Raw genomic sequence first — 14347 nt, 5'->3', positions numbered from 1 at the left:
TGAACGACAGGGGCTGTTGGCGAACGTCTCAGAGATCGGCCCTGAGGCACCGATCATGGCTCTCAGTCGAGCTTCAGCGCAGCCACTTCGCCCTCGTTCATCAACGGCACATAGAGGATCGACTTGCCGTCGGTGCCGATGTCGGCGCTGCCCGGTTTGAAATGCGCCAACGCTTCCGGCGCGCCGCCGGCTTGATAGCGGTAGAGCGTGCCGGTCATGTAGGCGGTGGCGTAGATGGTGTCGCCGATGGCTATGACGCCATCGAGATCGGCGAATTTCTGCGCGCCCGGCAAGGGCGAAACCACCTTGCTGGCGATGTCGACCGACAGCAGCCCACCCGGCTCCGCCGTGCTGAAGTCGGACTTGATGTCCTTGCCCCAGGAGGCGACGATCAGCCTGTCGCCATCGGCGAAGACGCCGTTGGGCGAAGCCAGCATCGGGTCCCTGACGAACAGTTCCGGCCGGTCGCTGTCGATGCGGTAGATGGCGTCGGCCAGCATATCGGTGACATAGACCTTGCCTGATTGGTCCGATGTCATGTCGTTCAGGAAAACAGCGTTCGGTACCGTGATGCTGGCGACGAGCTTGCCGCTAGCGAGGTCGACGACGCGAACCTTGGTGATGTCGGCGACATAGAGCTTGCCGCCCGCTATCGCCATACCCTTGGGCGCGTCCATGCCGTCGGTCCAGTGCCGGGTGACCGTCCTGCCGTCCACGGACAGCACGCTGAGATAGCCGTTGCCGTCGGCCTCGCCGGGATTGCCTGATATGTTGGAAACGATAAGGCGATTGTTGGCTGCGTCGAACAGTGCCGATTCCGGTTGTTCGAGGCCGGTGGCGCGCCAGAGTTCTCCAGCCTCGGCGGCAGGCGCGGCTGCGATGCCGATGACGGCGAGAAAGGCTGATGTGACGAGGGTGTTCATGGCTGCTCTCCTGTGATGACGGCGGAGAGCTATGATTTTCGATACTTTCCGGAAAGGCCGATAACCGCTAGTATCGAAAGTCGATACGAAACCCACGGCAAGAGGTGCATTCCATGAACGGCCTTATCTTCGACGCGTTGAAGCGGACGCTGAAGGCGAAGGGCGTCACCTATCGCGAGCTTGCCGAACGCATGGGGGTTTCCGAGCCGACGGTGAAGCGCATCTTCCACGAGCGCAACTGCAAGCTCGACCGGCTGGTGGAGATCTGCGCTGCCGCCGGTGTCGAGCTGGAGAACGTGCTCGGCTCGATGAACCGGGGGCCAGGGCCGGTCAACCACATCGCGCCGGAGATCGAACGCAGGCTCGCCGGCCGGCCGGCACTGCTGTTCATTTTCGTCATGCTGTCGGAAAAATTCACGCCCGAGGGCATCATGCGCTCGCAAGGCCTGAGCGAAGCCTCGATGTTCCTCTATCTGCGCGATCTCGAGGAGCTCGGCCTGATCGCGCTCGGCCGCGGGCTCACGGCGAGATTGCTTGTCGAGACGCCGATCCAGTGGAATTTCGAAGGGCCGCTGCGGCCGCTGTTCGAGATGACCAACAAGAACTTCATCGGCTGGGCGATCACCCATATCGACAAGGAAGCGACCTTCGTCAGCTTTAGCAGGCGGATGCGGCCGGAGACGGCGGAGATGGTGCGACGCGAGGCGCAGGACCTCGCCGATCGCGCCAAACTGCTGGCCCATCACGATCAGCACACGACGCCGGAAGACGGGCTGGTCGGCTACAAATGGACGTTTGCCTTTGGCGCGACGCCATTCCCGGCGATCATGCCGATCGGGCCGCACGCGCGAGATGCCGGTGCGAGAGCAACCGACCCGGCCGCCAAGACACGGCGGCCGCTGCCGGCCTGATCGGCCAATCGTCTCAGCACGATTGCATCTGGCGGCTGAGCTTGCCGCGCACGGCCCTGGCGGTGCCGATGGCCACCATTTTCGCCGCTGTCTTGCCGCCTGGGCCTGCCATGCGGCCGGCGATGCCGACCGCGCCATTGACCGCGCCCATCATCTTCATCTGCCCGGCCGTCTCGTTCATGCTGGCCCTGCAGTCCTGCATTTTCCTGGTCGCCTCGACTGCAGCCAGGGCCTCGCCAAGGCCCTCCGGCGAGTCCGGGCCGGCCGCCAGCTCCGCCAATTGCGCATGCTGTTCTGGCGTGATCGGCGGGCTGGCGGCCGTCTGGCTGCAGCTGGACGCCAGCAGGCAGATAAGCATCGCGATCGGGCTGCCCCGCCTGACACGTGCCGTGGTTGGAAAAATGCCGCGATGTTCGGCCTCAAGGCCGCCGCTCGGAGTTGCTTTTCCCGCCACCACTCGTTTCCTGTTGCCCAACATCCTATCGCCCCATCGCCGGGCCGAGGATGAGGCTGCGGATTTTTGGCGTCAGCGGCCTTACGACATCGGCGAAGGGGTCGCCCTCGGCCCGCAAAGCCATCAACCCTTCGACCTCTTCGTCGATGGCGGCGATGGTCTCTGTCTTCTGTGCGTCGGTCAGCTCCTTCATGCCGGATATGGCATTTTTGAGCTTGGCGAAAATGGCATCGAGTTCTGCGACCGGCATCGTCGCCAGGAACCCGCGCATGGTCTCGCCAAGCGCGATCTTCCAGCTGTCGGCGGTGAAACCGGCTGTGTCGATCAAGCCCCTGTCCGCGGCATCGCGCTCGTACCAGTCGGCGGCGATCTCCTCGTCATAGGCGAACTGACCGAATTCGGGCTGCAAGGCCTCGATCAGGCCGACGACCGCCGACGCATCCCGCGCTGTCAGCGCCAAGGCCTGCGGGCTGTCGAAGATCATGCCGGCAAGTGCGAGCGCGCCGGCCAGCCGGCGCATGGCTGCGAAACGCCGCTCAGCCATAACAATCCTCCGCAATGCCGGCCCGGGCACTGCTCGTCGCCTGGGACTGCAGAACCGAGCCGCCGATCGAGGCGGCCTGGCCGGCAATGACCCCACCATTGCCAGCCAGACCGCCAAGACCCCCCGCCATCGACAGGACACCGCCGAGCAGAGCCGCATTGGTCTGCGCCTTCGCCGCCTTCCTGGCGGCATCGGCGCAGGCCGTTTCCGTCGTCGGTTCGTTCTGGGCCTTCTTGCTGCCGGCCGCGCTCGCGATCGATGCCGGGTTGCTGTCGACCTGGCCCGTTTGGCAGCCCGCCAGGGCAATGGTAAGGGCCAGGAAAAGGCTCTTTTTCATGGTGCTGCTCATCATCGGGCAGCGCGCGGCGGCAGCTTGGCCTCGCGATGATCGGTCACCGTGTTGCCCAAGGCGATCGACAGCAGATAGACGCGCGGATTGAAGCCCGCCGCGGCCAGTGCCGACAGCGTCTTGAACAATTGCAAATGAAACATCGTGCCCCCTTGGATTGCCGCCAATGCGGTTCCGGTTTTGGAATCGCGCCGCAAACTAGGGGCATCGAAGGGGGTCAGCTTGGACAGAACGGCACTGAAAGCGGCCAAAACGGCCCGGGATTGACGTTTTGCAGGCCGCGGCGCATATGACCGCGCTCTTGGGCATGGGGGTGTCGATGACTGCGACGATGGGGCCGTCAGCTTCGTTCAGGCTGGCGACGGAGATGTTTCCGGAGCGGGATCGCGTCGAGATTACGCGCGAGGTTTACGGCCGCACCGTTCTGAGGGTGGACCTCGATCCGCTGGCGCCGGCGCAGATCGACATGCGGGTGCGCGCGTTGCCGGGCCTCGGCATCGCCACCGGCAGCTCATCGGAATTCCGGGTGCATCATACGTCGTCGCTGATCGACAACGACGACTTCGTTCTTCTGGCGGCCCTCGACGGGGGCAGTGTGATGAAGCATCGCAGCCGCGAGGAGGCGGTCGGCAGCGGCCAGGCGCTCATGATGAGCGGTGAAGAGGTTGGCCTCAACCTGATCGGCGCCGGCGGGTTCCGCTTCGTCAATCTCAGTTTTTCGCGCAAGCAGCTTTCGCCTCTGATCGGCGATCCGGCCGCGGTCCTTATGCGGCCCTTGCCGACCCAGAGCGGGGCGATGCGGCTGTTGCTCGACTATATCAGCTCGATCCAGGAGGTCGGAGACGAGTTGACCGCGGAGGCCTGCCACCTTGCGGCGACGCATGTCTTCGACCTTGCCGCACTCGCCATGGGCGCGACCAGGGATGCGGCCCAGATCGCACGCGGCCGTGGCGTCAGCGTTGCCCGCTTGCGCGCCATCAAGGCCGATATCGTCGCGCATGGTGGCCATGTCGACCTGTCGGCGCAGGACGTCGCCGCCCGCCACGGACTGTCGGCACGCTACGTCCGCAAGCTGTTCGAGAGCGATGGCACATCCTTGATTGATTTCATGATGAACCAGCGGCTGGCGCGCGCCCATCGCATGCTCGGCGATCCACGCCATGCCGGACGCAGCATCACCGCGATCGCCTACGAGGCCGGCTTCAACGACCTTTCCTATTTCAATCGGGCGTTCCGTCGGCGTTATGACGCTACTCCCTCGGACGTGCGCGCTGCGGCTTGCAAGCACTGACGCCAAAGCGCCGCCGACCGGCGCGCTCCCGGGCCGTCCACGCGGTTGGACTCATTTGATCGCGTCTATTCGGCGGCCTTCGCCCCGGGATCGGCAACCTTGTCATCCCAGGTCACCGCCCGGTAGTCGAAACCATATTCCAGCGTCGGCTTGACGATGCGGAAATAGGGCGACAGGTCGAAATCGCGCGGCGTGTAGAGCGAGTGGTGGCGGATGTGCAGGATCTCCTTGCGCGAGTAATTCGACTGCGCCGAGGCGCGGCCGGGCGCACGGGTGATCTCGGGCAGGATCGGATAGCGGATCTGGCCATAGGCCTCGGCGATCAGCGTAGAGCAGATCGCCCGTGTCGGGTCGCCGGAGCCGAAGGCCAGCATGCGGCGCCGCCAGCGCACCGGCACCGGCGGTGTCGGGAAGAAAAAACGCAGCATGTCGAAAATGTTCTTGAGGTCGTATTTCAGGCCGAGCCTGCCGATCATGAACGCGACGACCTTGTCGCGATCCTCCGGCGCCAGCCCGCTCGCCCGGCAGATGCGGGTGTTGTAGGTGCGGTAGCGCGACAATGGCACGGCGACGCAGCCTTCGCCGATCGTGACCTCGATCAGCCGCGGCCGCTCCGAGCCGTCTTGCGGCTCTGGCAAGGCGTCGCCGACATAGAAGGCCGCATGCGACCAGGTCGACTGGGTCAGGTATTTGATCGCCGCCGAGATCTTCTGGTTGCCCTCGATCAGCAGGATGTCGCCGGGCTCAAGCGTGCGGCGCAGCGTTTCGGCATCGGACGGTGTGTAGGGCTCGTAGCCGGAGGATTCTTCCTGCAGCCGGCCGGCAAGCCAGCGGCCAAGTCGATCCAGAAGCGTGTCGCCGGGCTCGGTCATGCCCCATGGCGATTAGCATGGGCGGGTAATGAGGGCTAGCGCACGCCTTTCCTCCCCCTGTCCGGACCGAGAGGAAGGCGCCAAGTCAGCTTGCCGTCGCAGCGGCCTCTTCCGGCGGCGCAGCCAGATCGTCACGCGCCTTGCGGGCCAGTTTGCGTGTCGAGCGTTTGGGACTGTCGCTGAACAGTTCGGCCGCCTCAGCAAGGCAGCTCTTCTTCAGCTGCTTCTCCGACCGTTTCAACAGCTTGCCCAGAAGTTTCGTGTCCTCGGGCAGCCCGAGCGGCTGGTCGTCGGCCTCGAGCAGCGCGCGCATCACCAGCACATCGTGCAGGTCGCCCAGCCGCTCGCCCAGTTCGTCGACCGCCTTGCGCCGGGCCTTGATCGGTGTCGGCCACAGCCTGCCGAGCAGCGACAGATGCATGCCGTGGGTCTTGGCCGCCTTGCGCAAATCGTGGAAATCATCGGCCGCGCCCCGCGATCCGGCCTTGTCGAGCGCCTTCCTGGCACGGCGCAGCGTGACGCGGGCACCTTCGGCAAGCACGTCGGCCGCCTGTTCCGGCTGGTCGGGCAAGGCCAGCGCTTCGATGCGTTTGAGGCCATCCTCGCAAGCGGCGGTCGCCGCGCCGATCGCCGCTTCGAGCCCGCTGCCTTCGTGCAGTTCATGCTGGCGCGCGATCAGCCTGTCGCGCGCAGCAGTAAGCCCATCGTCGGCGCTCTCCTTGGGAAAGCTCGCCGCCAGCCGGTCGATGGTCTCGATCAGCGCAGTCGCCTCGCGCGGACCGGCAAGCAGGCCGGCCACATTGCGATAGCATTGGTTCTCGGTCTCACAGAACGTTTCGTCGCCGGAACGAACAAGCCGCAGCAGGGCGCGGGCGCTCTTCAGTCGCTTGCGGCATTTGTGCAGCGCCTGTTCCGGGCGGCTCCGTGCGGCGTCAAGGTGATGCAGCGCCTTGCCGATTTCCTCGGCAAGGATACGCCTGACCTCGCCGGTCAGCGGCAGGCGCGGATCGATACGAAGGCTCATGCGGCGATCTCCGGTATCCCCCCAAGGGCGAGCGACGCGTTGTAGAACTTTGACTCGCCGGTGACTTCGCGGCCGAGCCAGTCAGGCAGCATTTCGTCCGGCACGTCCTCCGGCGTCTCAAGTTCGGCGATCACAAGTCCCGCAAGCGGACCGCCAAAGACATCGATTTCGTAGAGATAGCCACGGTGCCTAACATGGTGACGTGTCTTCTCGATGACACGTCCGATGGCGAAGTCCAGCATCTCCACCGCCTCCGACAGCGGGATCGAATATTCGAATTCGTCGCGTTCGCGCGCCTTGCTGCCGAATTTGAGCGTCAGCCTGGCGGAAGTGCCATCGCTGATGCGAATGCGCACCGTGCGCTCGGGGCCGGCAGCGAGATAGAACTGGAGAATGCGGATATCCGCCTCGGCCAGCTCCCGCCATGCGGTGCTGGTGACCAGGAATTTTCGTTCGACTTCCTTACCCATGGCCGCGCACTAAAGCGGTTGCCGCTATCCGTGGCAAGACGATGACATACACGGATTGACGTTCGTGAATTGACTTTAATCAATCGATTGATTAAAGTCGCGAAATGATCAAGCAGCCCGATGCCAAAAACCTTCGCCGCGAAGCATCTCCCGCCGAGATGACGCGCGCGGCCCTTGTCCAGGCGGCGCTGAAGCTGTTCGGAAGGCAGGGCTTCGATGGCACCTCGACGCGCGAGATCGCCGCCGAGGCGCAAGCCAATATCGGCTCGATCGCCTATCATTTCGGCGGCAAGGAGGGTCTTCGCACGGCCGCCGCCGACTTTATCGTCGAGACCATCCAGACGGTCGCCGGCCCGGCGCTCGGCAACGCGCAGGCGACCGCGCCGGTCGGTCCCGAGGCAGCGCAGGCGCAGCTCTTCGCGGCGCTGGAGCGAATGGTCGGCTTTGTCGTGGCCAGTCCGCAGGCCGGCGAGATCGTGCAGTTCATCCTGCGCGAACTTTCCCATCCAACGGCAGCCCTCGATCGTATCTATGACGGTGTCTTCGAGCCGAGCCATCGCCGGCTGTGCCAACTCTGGGAACAGGCAACCGGCGAGCCCGCCGAAAGCGAGGCCACAAGGCTCACCGTGTTCACGCTCATTGGCCAGGTCATCTATTTCCGCATCGGCCGCGAGGCGGTGATGCGCCGCATGGGCTGGAACGACATCGGCGCCGCCGAGGCGGCCAAGGTGGTGGCGGTCACATCGGGTAATCTCAAGGCCATATTGGCTTCCAAAAAGAGCAAAGCATGAAGGGGCAAAGACCATGAGCTTTCTGTGTTCGCTGCCGCTCGCCGCGCAGCTCTTCTCGGCCTGTGCCCCGGCAGCACCGCTGGCCGTCGGTTATGTCGAAGGCGACTACGTGCTTCTGGCGCCGATCGAGGTGGCGCAGGTCGAGACCGTCACGGTCAAGCGCGGCGACCGTGTCACGCCCGGCACCATCGTTGTGACGCTGGAAAGCGCCGATGCGAAGATCGCGGTGGCGCAGGCGCAGGCCGGCCTTGCCCAGGCGCAGGCGCAATTGGCCGACCTGCAGATCGGCAAGCGGCCGGAAGAGATCGCCGTGCTGAAGGCCGAGGTCGACATGGCCAGCGCCCAGGCCGCCGACGCCAAGCGCAAATACGACCGCGCCGCCGATCTGTTCAAGCGCGGTGCCGGCACGCAGGCGGATTTCGACACCGCGTCGGCCACGCTCGAAACGGCCAACGCGCAGGTCGGCCAGGCCAATGCCAATCTCGCCGTCGGCGGCCTGCCGGCACGCCCCGAGACGATCAAGGCCGCCGACAATCAGGTCAAGCAGGCGCAGGCTACCTTGGAGCAGGCTCAGTGGCGGCTGTCGAAACGGGTGTTGGCAGCCCCTTCGCCGGGCCGCGTCAACGATGTCATCCGCAATCCGGGCGATACATCAGGTCCGACCGCGCCTGTCATCTCGATCCTGCCCGACGGCGCGGTCAAGCTCAGCGTCTACATCCCGGAGAGCGCCTTCTCCTCGGTCAAGGTCGGCACCTTGCTCGGCGTCCATTGCGACGGCTGCGGCCCGGATGTGAAGGCGCGCGTCAGCTACGTGTCGCCCGATCCTGAGTTCACGCCACCGGTGATCTATTCGCTCGAGAACCGGCAGAAGCTGGTCTACCTGGTCGAGGCGCGGCCGGAGGGCGATGCCGGCCCGCTGCAGCCGGGCCAGATCGTCGATGTTGATCTCGCGGACAGTGCAAGATGAACGCCATCGACGTCCACGGCCTGGTCAAGCGCTTTGGCGACAAGACCGTCGTCGACCATGTGACGATGTCGGTCGCGGAGGGCGAGATCGTCGGCTTTCTCGGCCCCAACGGTTCGGGCAAGACCACCACCATCCGCATCATGTGCGGCCTGCTGACGCCGGACGAAGGCGAAGGCACGGTGCTCGGCTTCAACATCCGCACCGACAGCCTGCGCATCAAGCGCGAAGTCGGCTACATGACGCAGAAATTCTCGTTCTACGAGGATCTGACGATCGGCGAGAATCTCGAATTCGTGGCGCGGCTCTACCGGCTGAAGCCGGTCGAAGAGCATGTCGCGAGCACGTTGGAGGACCTCGGCCTGACGTCGCGCCGCAACCAGCTGACCGGCACCTTATCGGGCGGCTGGAAGCAGCGGCTGGCGCTGGCCGCCTGCATCATGCACAAGCCGAAATTGCTGCTGCTTGACGAGCCTACGGCCGGTGTCGACCCGAAAGCGCGGCGCGAGTTCTGGGACGAGATCCATCGCCTTGCCAGCGGCGGGCTGACCGTTCTGGTCTCCACCCACTACATGGACGAAGCCGAGCGCTGCCACCGCATCAGTTATATCTCCTACGGCAAGATGCTGGCCACCGGCACGGTCGCCGAGGTGGTGAAAAATGCCGGGCTGACCACGTTCGTCCTGCAGGGCCCGCGGCTCGATCAGGTCGCCGAAGCGCTTCAGGGCCGCCCCGGCGTCGACCAGGTGGCGCCTTTCGGCGCGACGCTGCATGTCGTCGGCTCCGACAAGAAGAAGCTCGAAGCCGCACTCGCCGACGTCGAGAAAGAGCACAAGGGCGTGAAAGTTTCGCCCGGCGAAACCAGCCTCGAGGACGTCTTCATCCAGTTCATGTCCGGGTCGAAGGACAACATGGCATGAACAGCGTCTTTTCCTTCGCCCGGCTTGGCGCTTTGCTGATCAAGGAATTCATCCAGATGCGGCGCGACCGCATCACCTTCGCCATGATGCTCGGCGTGCCGCTGATACAATTGGTGCTTTTCGGCTACGCCATCAACAACGACCCGAAAAGCCTGCCGGCGGCACTCGTGGCGACGAGCAACGATCCCTACACGCGTGCCATTGTCGCGGCGCTGCAGACCACCGGCTACTATCGTTTCGACCATGTCGCGCAAAGCGCCGCCGAGGCCGAATTCCTGATATCGCGCGGCGACGTCGCCTTCGTCGTCACCATCCCCGCCGATTTCGCCATGAGGGTGGAGAGCGGCAACAACCCGCAGATACTCATCGAGGCCGACGCCACCGACCCGGCGGTGGCCAGCGGCGCCATCTCGACGCTCGGCACCGTCGCCAGCCAGGCGCTGCTGAGGGCGCAAGGCACGCAGGAAGCCGCCGCCGAGGCCGCCAAGGGTCAGCTCGATGTCGTCGTACACCGGCGCTACAATCCCGAAGGCATCTCGCAATACAACATCGTACCCGGCCTGCTCGGCGTCATCCTGCAGATGACCATGGTGATGATGACCTCGATCGCGCTGACGCGCGAGACCGAGCGCGGCACGATGGAGAACCTGCTCGCCATGCCGTCCAGCCCGCTCGAGATCATGATGGGCAAGGTGCTGCCCTATCTGGCGGTCGGCGGCGTGCAGGTGGTGGTGGTGCTGGCGGCGGCGAAGCTGCTGTTCGCAATCCCCTTCACCGGGTCGATGTCGCTGCTGTTGACCGCCGTGCTGATCTTCGTGCTGGCGCTGGTGCTGCTCGGCTACACGATTTCGACCGTCGCCCGCACGCAGATGCAGGCGCTCCAGCTCACCTTCTTCTTCTTCCTGCCGTCGATCATGCTGTCGGGTTTCATGTTCCCCTATCGCGGTATGCCGGACTGGGCGCAAATCTTCGGCGAGATATTCCCGCTGACGCATTTCCTGCGCATCACCCGCGCCGTGATGCTGAAGGGCGCTGAACTACCGGCGGTGGCAGACGAGATCGGCTGGCTGGTGGTGTTCGTGGCCTTGTTTGCCGGCGTGGCACTGGTGCGGTTCAGGCGGACGCTGGATTAAGGTTGGAACCTATCGCCTTTGAGCGGCCACGTTTGACTAGCGATCCTTCCAGAGAATCAGGATCACGCCTATGATGTAAGAATGGGAAAGATCCAGAAGGCGCTACAGGAGCAAATCTCTCGACTACCGAGGCTGGCACTGCAGCCGATCTTGGAGCGCAAGCTCAAAGAGCAAAGCATTGATCTTCCCAAAGACGCCTTCGAGGTTCTTCTTGACCGCCTTCTCAGCGGCAAAGATGAAGACTTTACGTGGAGTGATGGGGATATTGAGAAGTCAGACGAGCTGCGCGACCTGAAACTCGTCTTCGACGACGCGGACGAAAAAGAGATTGAGAACTTCGCGACGCGGATGCAGTCGGTCATACCCGAGGTCGTTCAGTCGACGGTAGCAATGGGTGGCGCGCACCTGTTTAAGGCGATGAAAAAAAGCTGGGAGATTGACGGCGCTATCGAGCGTTTCCAGATGGATCAGTTTCAGGAGCGGCTTGAGGAGCGCTGGGGCGAAGGGCTGCAGCTCCTGCGCATGTTGCTCACCATGGTCCGGGGGATCGGACATGACACCGCCAAACGATATCACCGATCGAAGTCAAGGAACTATATCAATCGCAGGTTCGTTCTGGTGCGGCTGCATGTTCGAGCCTGCCAAGTGGCGGATGAAATTATTACTCTTATGGAAAACGGCTTCGCTGACGGTGCGATGGCTCGATGGCGAACGCTACACGAGATCGGGGTGGTAGCGACACTCATCGAAGACGGTGACGAAGAGTTGGCGCGGCGCTTCATTGATCACGACGTCGTCGAAGTGAAGAAGCAGGCGGACGACTGGGATGATAAGCAGGTTCCACTTGGCTATGCACCAATCGGGCCGCGCGAGCGAAAGAATATCGAGGAAGCATATGCTGGCGTGATAAGACGCCACGGTCAGAGCTTCCGCCACGACTACGGCTGGGCTGCTGACCACCTTAAGGACAAGAAGCCGGACTTCAAGAAATTGCAAGCGGCGGCAGACCAATCGGAGATGAACACCTACTATAAGCTAGCAAACTTCAACGTGCATGCAGGGGCCAGAGGCATGTTCTTTCGTCTTACGGATATGGGTGCCAATATACCGATCGCGGGGCGAAGCAATGCCGGACTTGTAGAACCTGGTCAGAACACAGCTTACACCTTGGTTCGCATCACCGGTGCACTTCTTGGCCGGCTAAGAGATTTGGACAGTCTGATGGAAATGAGTGCCCTAGTTGCTCTGCGCGACGCGATCCCGCGAACCCTGAATCGAGCAGACAAGAAGCTCCGCAGAGACGAGGCCGAAGTGCATCTGAAACGGAGCCACAAACGAGCCAAGAAAAAGAAGTAGTCCTGCGCCCTTGAACAGAGCAGCGAGACGGTTGTCGTCTAGCCGTTGAGCGAAGCTGGACCGCTGACGAACGGGCTCTTTCTGACATAGAATCGGAGCAGGCGGTCCGCATCTTTCGAAATGCCGATCCTGACGCTTTCCCCTATTTCGTCGGGTTCATGATCATCGCGTGCGAGCCATAGCTGGCCTTTGCGGCAAAGATCGAGCCCGTCGAGCGAACGATCGATCCGCAACGCCTGGGCCAGCCTTCCCGGTCCTCGCGCCAGGTCGCGCAGGCGCTCGATGCCGCGATTGAGCCGCATGATCGCAATGCCCTCGAGCGGCTCGAGCGCCCTGATCAGCACGCCGGTTCCGACCCCTGGCATCTCGCTCGAGACATTGAGCATGTAGGAGATGCCGTAGGCGAGATAGACATACGCATGCCCAGCGTCGAGAAACAGCGAACGGTTGCGCGGGGTCATCCCCCGGTAACCGTGTCCGGCAGCGTCACCGGTCACATAGGCCTCGGTCTCGACGATGCGGCCGCTGGCGATGCCTTCGGGCAGTTCGCGCACCACGATCTTGCCGATGAGGGTGCGGGCAAGGGACGCCGTATCGTCGGGCAGCTCGGAACGCGTGAGCGGACGGTAGATGACCATGCTCAGCGCGGCGACGATTTGGCGGCGCGCGTGGAGTGATCCAAGGCGGAGCCTGTCGCCAGATACTCCATATCAGATCCCCTTGGACATCGCCGTCTCAAGCAGCCGCCATGATCCCGGCATAAGTGCCGAAATCGACATTGCCGCCGGACAGCACCACGGCAACGCATTTGCCCGACAGTTCGATCTCGCCCGATGACAGTGCCGCCAGCGCCACGCAGCCGCCGGGCTCTACCACCAGCTTGAGATAGGCCATGGCGTCGCGCATCGCCTGCGCCGCCGCCTGGTCCGAGACAGCGATGCCGCCGGTGAGATTCCTGCGGTTGATCTCGAAGGTGATCACGCCAGGCTCGGCGGTCAGCAGCGCGTCGCAGATGGAGCTATGGCCGGGCTCGTTCGAAACCCTGGCACCGGCGGCCAGCGACCGGCGGGTGTCGTCGAAATGCTCGGGCTCCACGGCCCAGATCGCGGTGTCAGGCGAGGCGTCCTTGACGGCAACGGAGATGCCACTCGACAAGCCGCCGCCTCCACAGGGGACGATCACCGCGTCGAGGTCGACGCCAAGCACTTTTGCCTGGCGCATCAATTCGAGGCCGATCGTGCCCTGGCCGGCAATGATGGCCGGGTCGTCGAAAGGCGGCACCAGCACCATGCCCCTTTCCATGTAAGGGCGAACCACGGTCATGCGGTCGTCGCGAAAGCGGTCGAACGGCACCACCTCCGCCCCCATCTTGCGGACGTTAGCGATCTTCATCGCCGGCGCGTCCGAAGGCATGGCGATGACCGCCTCGACGCCGAACATCGCCGCCGACGCCGCGACGCCCTGCGCATGATTGCCCGACGAGAAGGCGACGACGCCCCGACTGCGTTCCTCCTCGCTCAGCGACGACAGCTTGTTGTAGGCGCCACGGAATTTGAACGAGCCGGTGCGCTGCAGCGTCTCCGGCTTGAACAGGATGCGGCCGCCGAAGCGCTTGTTCAGCTCCTGCGATTCGATCAAGGGGGTTTCGACGATCAGGCCGGAGAGACGTGCGGCGGCGGCGTGGATGTCGGCGATGCCGGGAGGGGATATGGCGGTCATGTGAGGTCCAGTGGACGGGGGTCTTCCCATGATGCCCGCAAAAAGATGTGGCGCACCAATGAAAAAATGTGACCGTCACAAAGTTTGGCGGGGCAACCGGCAACGCCACGGCGGCACGCCCGCCGCCGTCTCGCTCCGCTATGGCCGAGCGTCTCAACCGGGGCCCGCTGCCTGCGGCAGCTCCCCGGTCCGAATCCTTTGAAAGGTCCACCGGACCTTTCAATTCGCCTGCGGCGAACCGGGTTCTCACCCCAACAGCGTTCTCTGCCTCTTGCTCCCACCCAGCTTGCGCCAGTTGTTGAACCGGTGGCTGGCGGCGGCAAACGAGATCTTCATCTGCTGGGCGACCGAGTAGCGCGACTTGCCCTCGTCGAACATGCGGTAGCAGCACTCGACGCCTTCCTCGGTCAGTTTGCCATCCGGCGCCTTGTTGTGGGGATTGGCGGGGTCGAATTTCTCGACCTGCTGTTCGACCAGGCCCTTCAGGCGCTGCAGGTCGGCCTCGATGCTGGCGATGAGATCGAGAACGGGCTTTGGGTCATAGGGATGCGGAGGCTGTTTTGCCGTCATCTGCCGGTTCCTTGTTCTGGTTAGGTAAAATTATATAGGTGAACATTCACTGATAA

Annotated in this window: 18 protein-coding genes; 7 read left to right on the top strand and 11 right to left on the bottom strand. The window is 63.6% G+C overall.

The window, feature by feature from the left end:
* Positions 1 to 62: 62 nt before the first annotated feature.
* Complete coding sequence (locus tag NKK51_RS20010) at positions 63 to 923, bottom strand: SMP-30/gluconolactonase/LRE family protein (RefSeq protein ID WP_352554360.1); 861 nt, start codon at positions 921 to 923, stop codon at positions 63 to 65.
* 113 nt (positions 924 to 1036) lie between these two features.
* Between NKK51_RS20010 and NKK51_RS20005 the strand changes: the two genes are divergently transcribed.
* Positions 1037 to 1834 carry a helix-turn-helix domain-containing protein gene (locus NKK51_RS20005; RefSeq protein WP_128305308.1) on the top strand — a complete coding sequence of 266 codons (798 nt, stop codon included), beginning with the start codon at positions 1037 to 1039 and terminating at the stop codon, positions 1832 to 1834.
* Positions 1835 to 1847: 13 nt separating this feature from the next.
* Here the strand turns inward: NKK51_RS20005 and NKK51_RS20000 are convergent, their stop codons facing one another.
* From NKK51_RS20000 to NKK51_RS19985, 4 genes are read right to left on the bottom strand one after another with little or no spacing between them, the layout of a single operon-like run.
* Complete coding sequence (locus NKK51_RS20000) at positions 1848 to 2288, bottom strand: hypothetical protein (protein ID WP_352554359.1); 441 nt, start codon at positions 2286 to 2288, stop codon at positions 1848 to 1850.
* 25 nt (positions 2289 to 2313) lie between these two features.
* Positions 2314 to 2832: a hypothetical protein gene (locus tag NKK51_RS19995; RefSeq protein ID WP_352554358.1), complete on the bottom strand. Its 519-nt coding sequence runs from the start codon at positions 2830 to 2832 to the stop codon at positions 2314 to 2316.
* A complete protein-coding gene (locus NKK51_RS19990) occupies positions 2825 to 3169 on the bottom strand; it encodes a hypothetical protein (protein ID WP_352554357.1) in 345 nt (114 codons plus the stop codon). Before NKK51_RS19990 ends, NKK51_RS19995 begins: the two co-directional genes overlap by 8 nt.
* Before the next feature lie 11 nt (positions 3170 to 3180).
* Entirely contained in the window at positions 3181 to 3324 is a 144-nt protein-coding gene (locus NKK51_RS19985; RefSeq protein ID WP_224697488.1) for a hypothetical protein, read from the bottom strand.
* Positions 3325 to 3470: 146 nt separating this feature from the next.
* Between NKK51_RS19985 and NKK51_RS19980 the strand changes: the two genes are divergently transcribed.
* The gene (locus NKK51_RS19980) at positions 3471 to 4472 is read left to right on the top strand and encodes a helix-turn-helix transcriptional regulator (RefSeq protein ID WP_352554356.1); all 1002 of its coding nucleotides are present in this window, start codon (positions 3471 to 3473) and stop codon (positions 4470 to 4472) included.
* Between the two features lie 65 nt (positions 4473 to 4537).
* Here NKK51_RS19980 and NKK51_RS19975 read toward each other — a convergent pair whose 3' ends face one another.
* From NKK51_RS19975 to NKK51_RS19965, 3 genes are all read right to left on the bottom strand, one after another.
* Positions 4538 to 5344: a C40 family peptidase gene (locus NKK51_RS19975; protein WP_128305306.1), complete on the bottom strand. Its 807-nt coding sequence runs from the start codon at positions 5342 to 5344 to the stop codon at positions 4538 to 4540.
* An 85-nt stretch (positions 5345 to 5429) separates the two neighbouring features.
* Positions 5430 to 6368, bottom strand: coding sequence for a CHAD domain-containing protein (locus NKK51_RS19970; RefSeq protein WP_352554355.1), 939 nt, complete (start codon positions 6366 to 6368; stop codon positions 5430 to 5432).
* The gene (locus NKK51_RS19965; protein ID WP_352554354.1) at positions 6365 to 6838 is read right to left on the bottom strand and encodes a CYTH domain-containing protein; all 474 of its coding nucleotides are present in this window, start codon (positions 6836 to 6838) and stop codon (positions 6365 to 6367) included. Before NKK51_RS19965 ends, NKK51_RS19970 begins: the two co-directional genes overlap by 4 nt.
* Positions 6839 to 6942: 104 nt before the next feature.
* Here NKK51_RS19965 and NKK51_RS19960 point away from each other — a divergent pair, with 104 nt between their 5' ends.
* From NKK51_RS19960 to NKK51_RS19940, 5 genes are all read left to right on the top strand, one after another.
* Positions 6943 to 7629 carry a CerR family C-terminal domain-containing protein gene (locus tag NKK51_RS19960; RefSeq protein WP_352554353.1) on the top strand — a complete coding sequence of 229 codons (687 nt, stop codon included), beginning with the start codon at positions 6943 to 6945 and terminating at the stop codon, positions 7627 to 7629.
* A gap of 13 nt (positions 7630 to 7642) precedes the next feature.
* On the top strand, positions 7643 to 8596 hold the full coding sequence (locus NKK51_RS19955; protein WP_352554352.1) for an HlyD family secretion protein: 954 nt from the start codon (positions 7643 to 7645) through the stop codon (positions 8594 to 8596).
* The gene (locus tag NKK51_RS19950) at positions 8593 to 9513 is read left to right on the top strand and encodes an ABC transporter ATP-binding protein (protein WP_352554351.1); all 921 of its coding nucleotides are present in this window, start codon (positions 8593 to 8595) and stop codon (positions 9511 to 9513) included. The genes NKK51_RS19955 and NKK51_RS19950 overlap by 4 nt, the downstream gene beginning before the upstream one ends.
* Positions 9510 to 10646: an ABC transporter permease gene (locus NKK51_RS19945; RefSeq protein ID WP_352554350.1), complete on the top strand. Its 1137-nt coding sequence runs from the start codon at positions 9510 to 9512 to the stop codon at positions 10644 to 10646. The genes NKK51_RS19950 and NKK51_RS19945 overlap by 4 nt, the downstream gene beginning before the upstream one ends.
* Positions 10647 to 10727: 81 nt before the next feature.
* The gene (locus NKK51_RS19940) at positions 10728 to 12002 is read left to right on the top strand and encodes a DUF5677 domain-containing protein (protein WP_352554349.1); all 1275 of its coding nucleotides are present in this window, start codon (positions 10728 to 10730) and stop codon (positions 12000 to 12002) included.
* A gap of 38 nt (positions 12003 to 12040) precedes the next feature.
* On the opposite strand, the gene NKK51_RS19935 is transcribed toward NKK51_RS19940, so the two are convergent.
* The 3 genes from NKK51_RS19935 to NKK51_RS19925 all read right to left on the bottom strand — a co-directional run bounded on the left by NKK51_RS19935 (position 12041) and on the right by NKK51_RS19925 (position 14291).
* On the bottom strand, positions 12041 to 12640 hold the full coding sequence (locus NKK51_RS19935) for a DNA-3-methyladenine glycosylase (RefSeq protein WP_352554348.1): 600 nt from the start codon (positions 12638 to 12640) through the stop codon (positions 12041 to 12043).
* 97 nt (positions 12641 to 12737) lie between these two features.
* The gene (locus tag NKK51_RS19930) at positions 12738 to 13721 is read right to left on the bottom strand and encodes a threonine/serine dehydratase family protein (protein ID WP_352554347.1); all 984 of its coding nucleotides are present in this window, start codon (positions 13719 to 13721) and stop codon (positions 12738 to 12740) included.
* Positions 13722 to 13967: 246 nt separating this feature from the next.
* Positions 13968 to 14291 (bottom strand): hypothetical protein, encoded by a 324-nt coding sequence (locus tag NKK51_RS19925; RefSeq protein WP_024502197.1) that lies wholly within the window; start codon positions 14289 to 14291, stop codon positions 13968 to 13970.
* Positions 14292 to 14347 lie beyond the last annotated feature (56 nt).

The organism is Mesorhizobium sp. M0011 (genome assembly GCF_040324155.1).
In the GTDB taxonomy this organism is placed as follows: domain Bacteria; phylum Pseudomonadota; class Alphaproteobacteria; order Rhizobiales; family Rhizobiaceae; genus Mesorhizobium.
The sequence above is the reverse complement of the archived record's forward strand: the minus strand, read 5'-3'. Positions and strand labels throughout refer to the sequence as shown.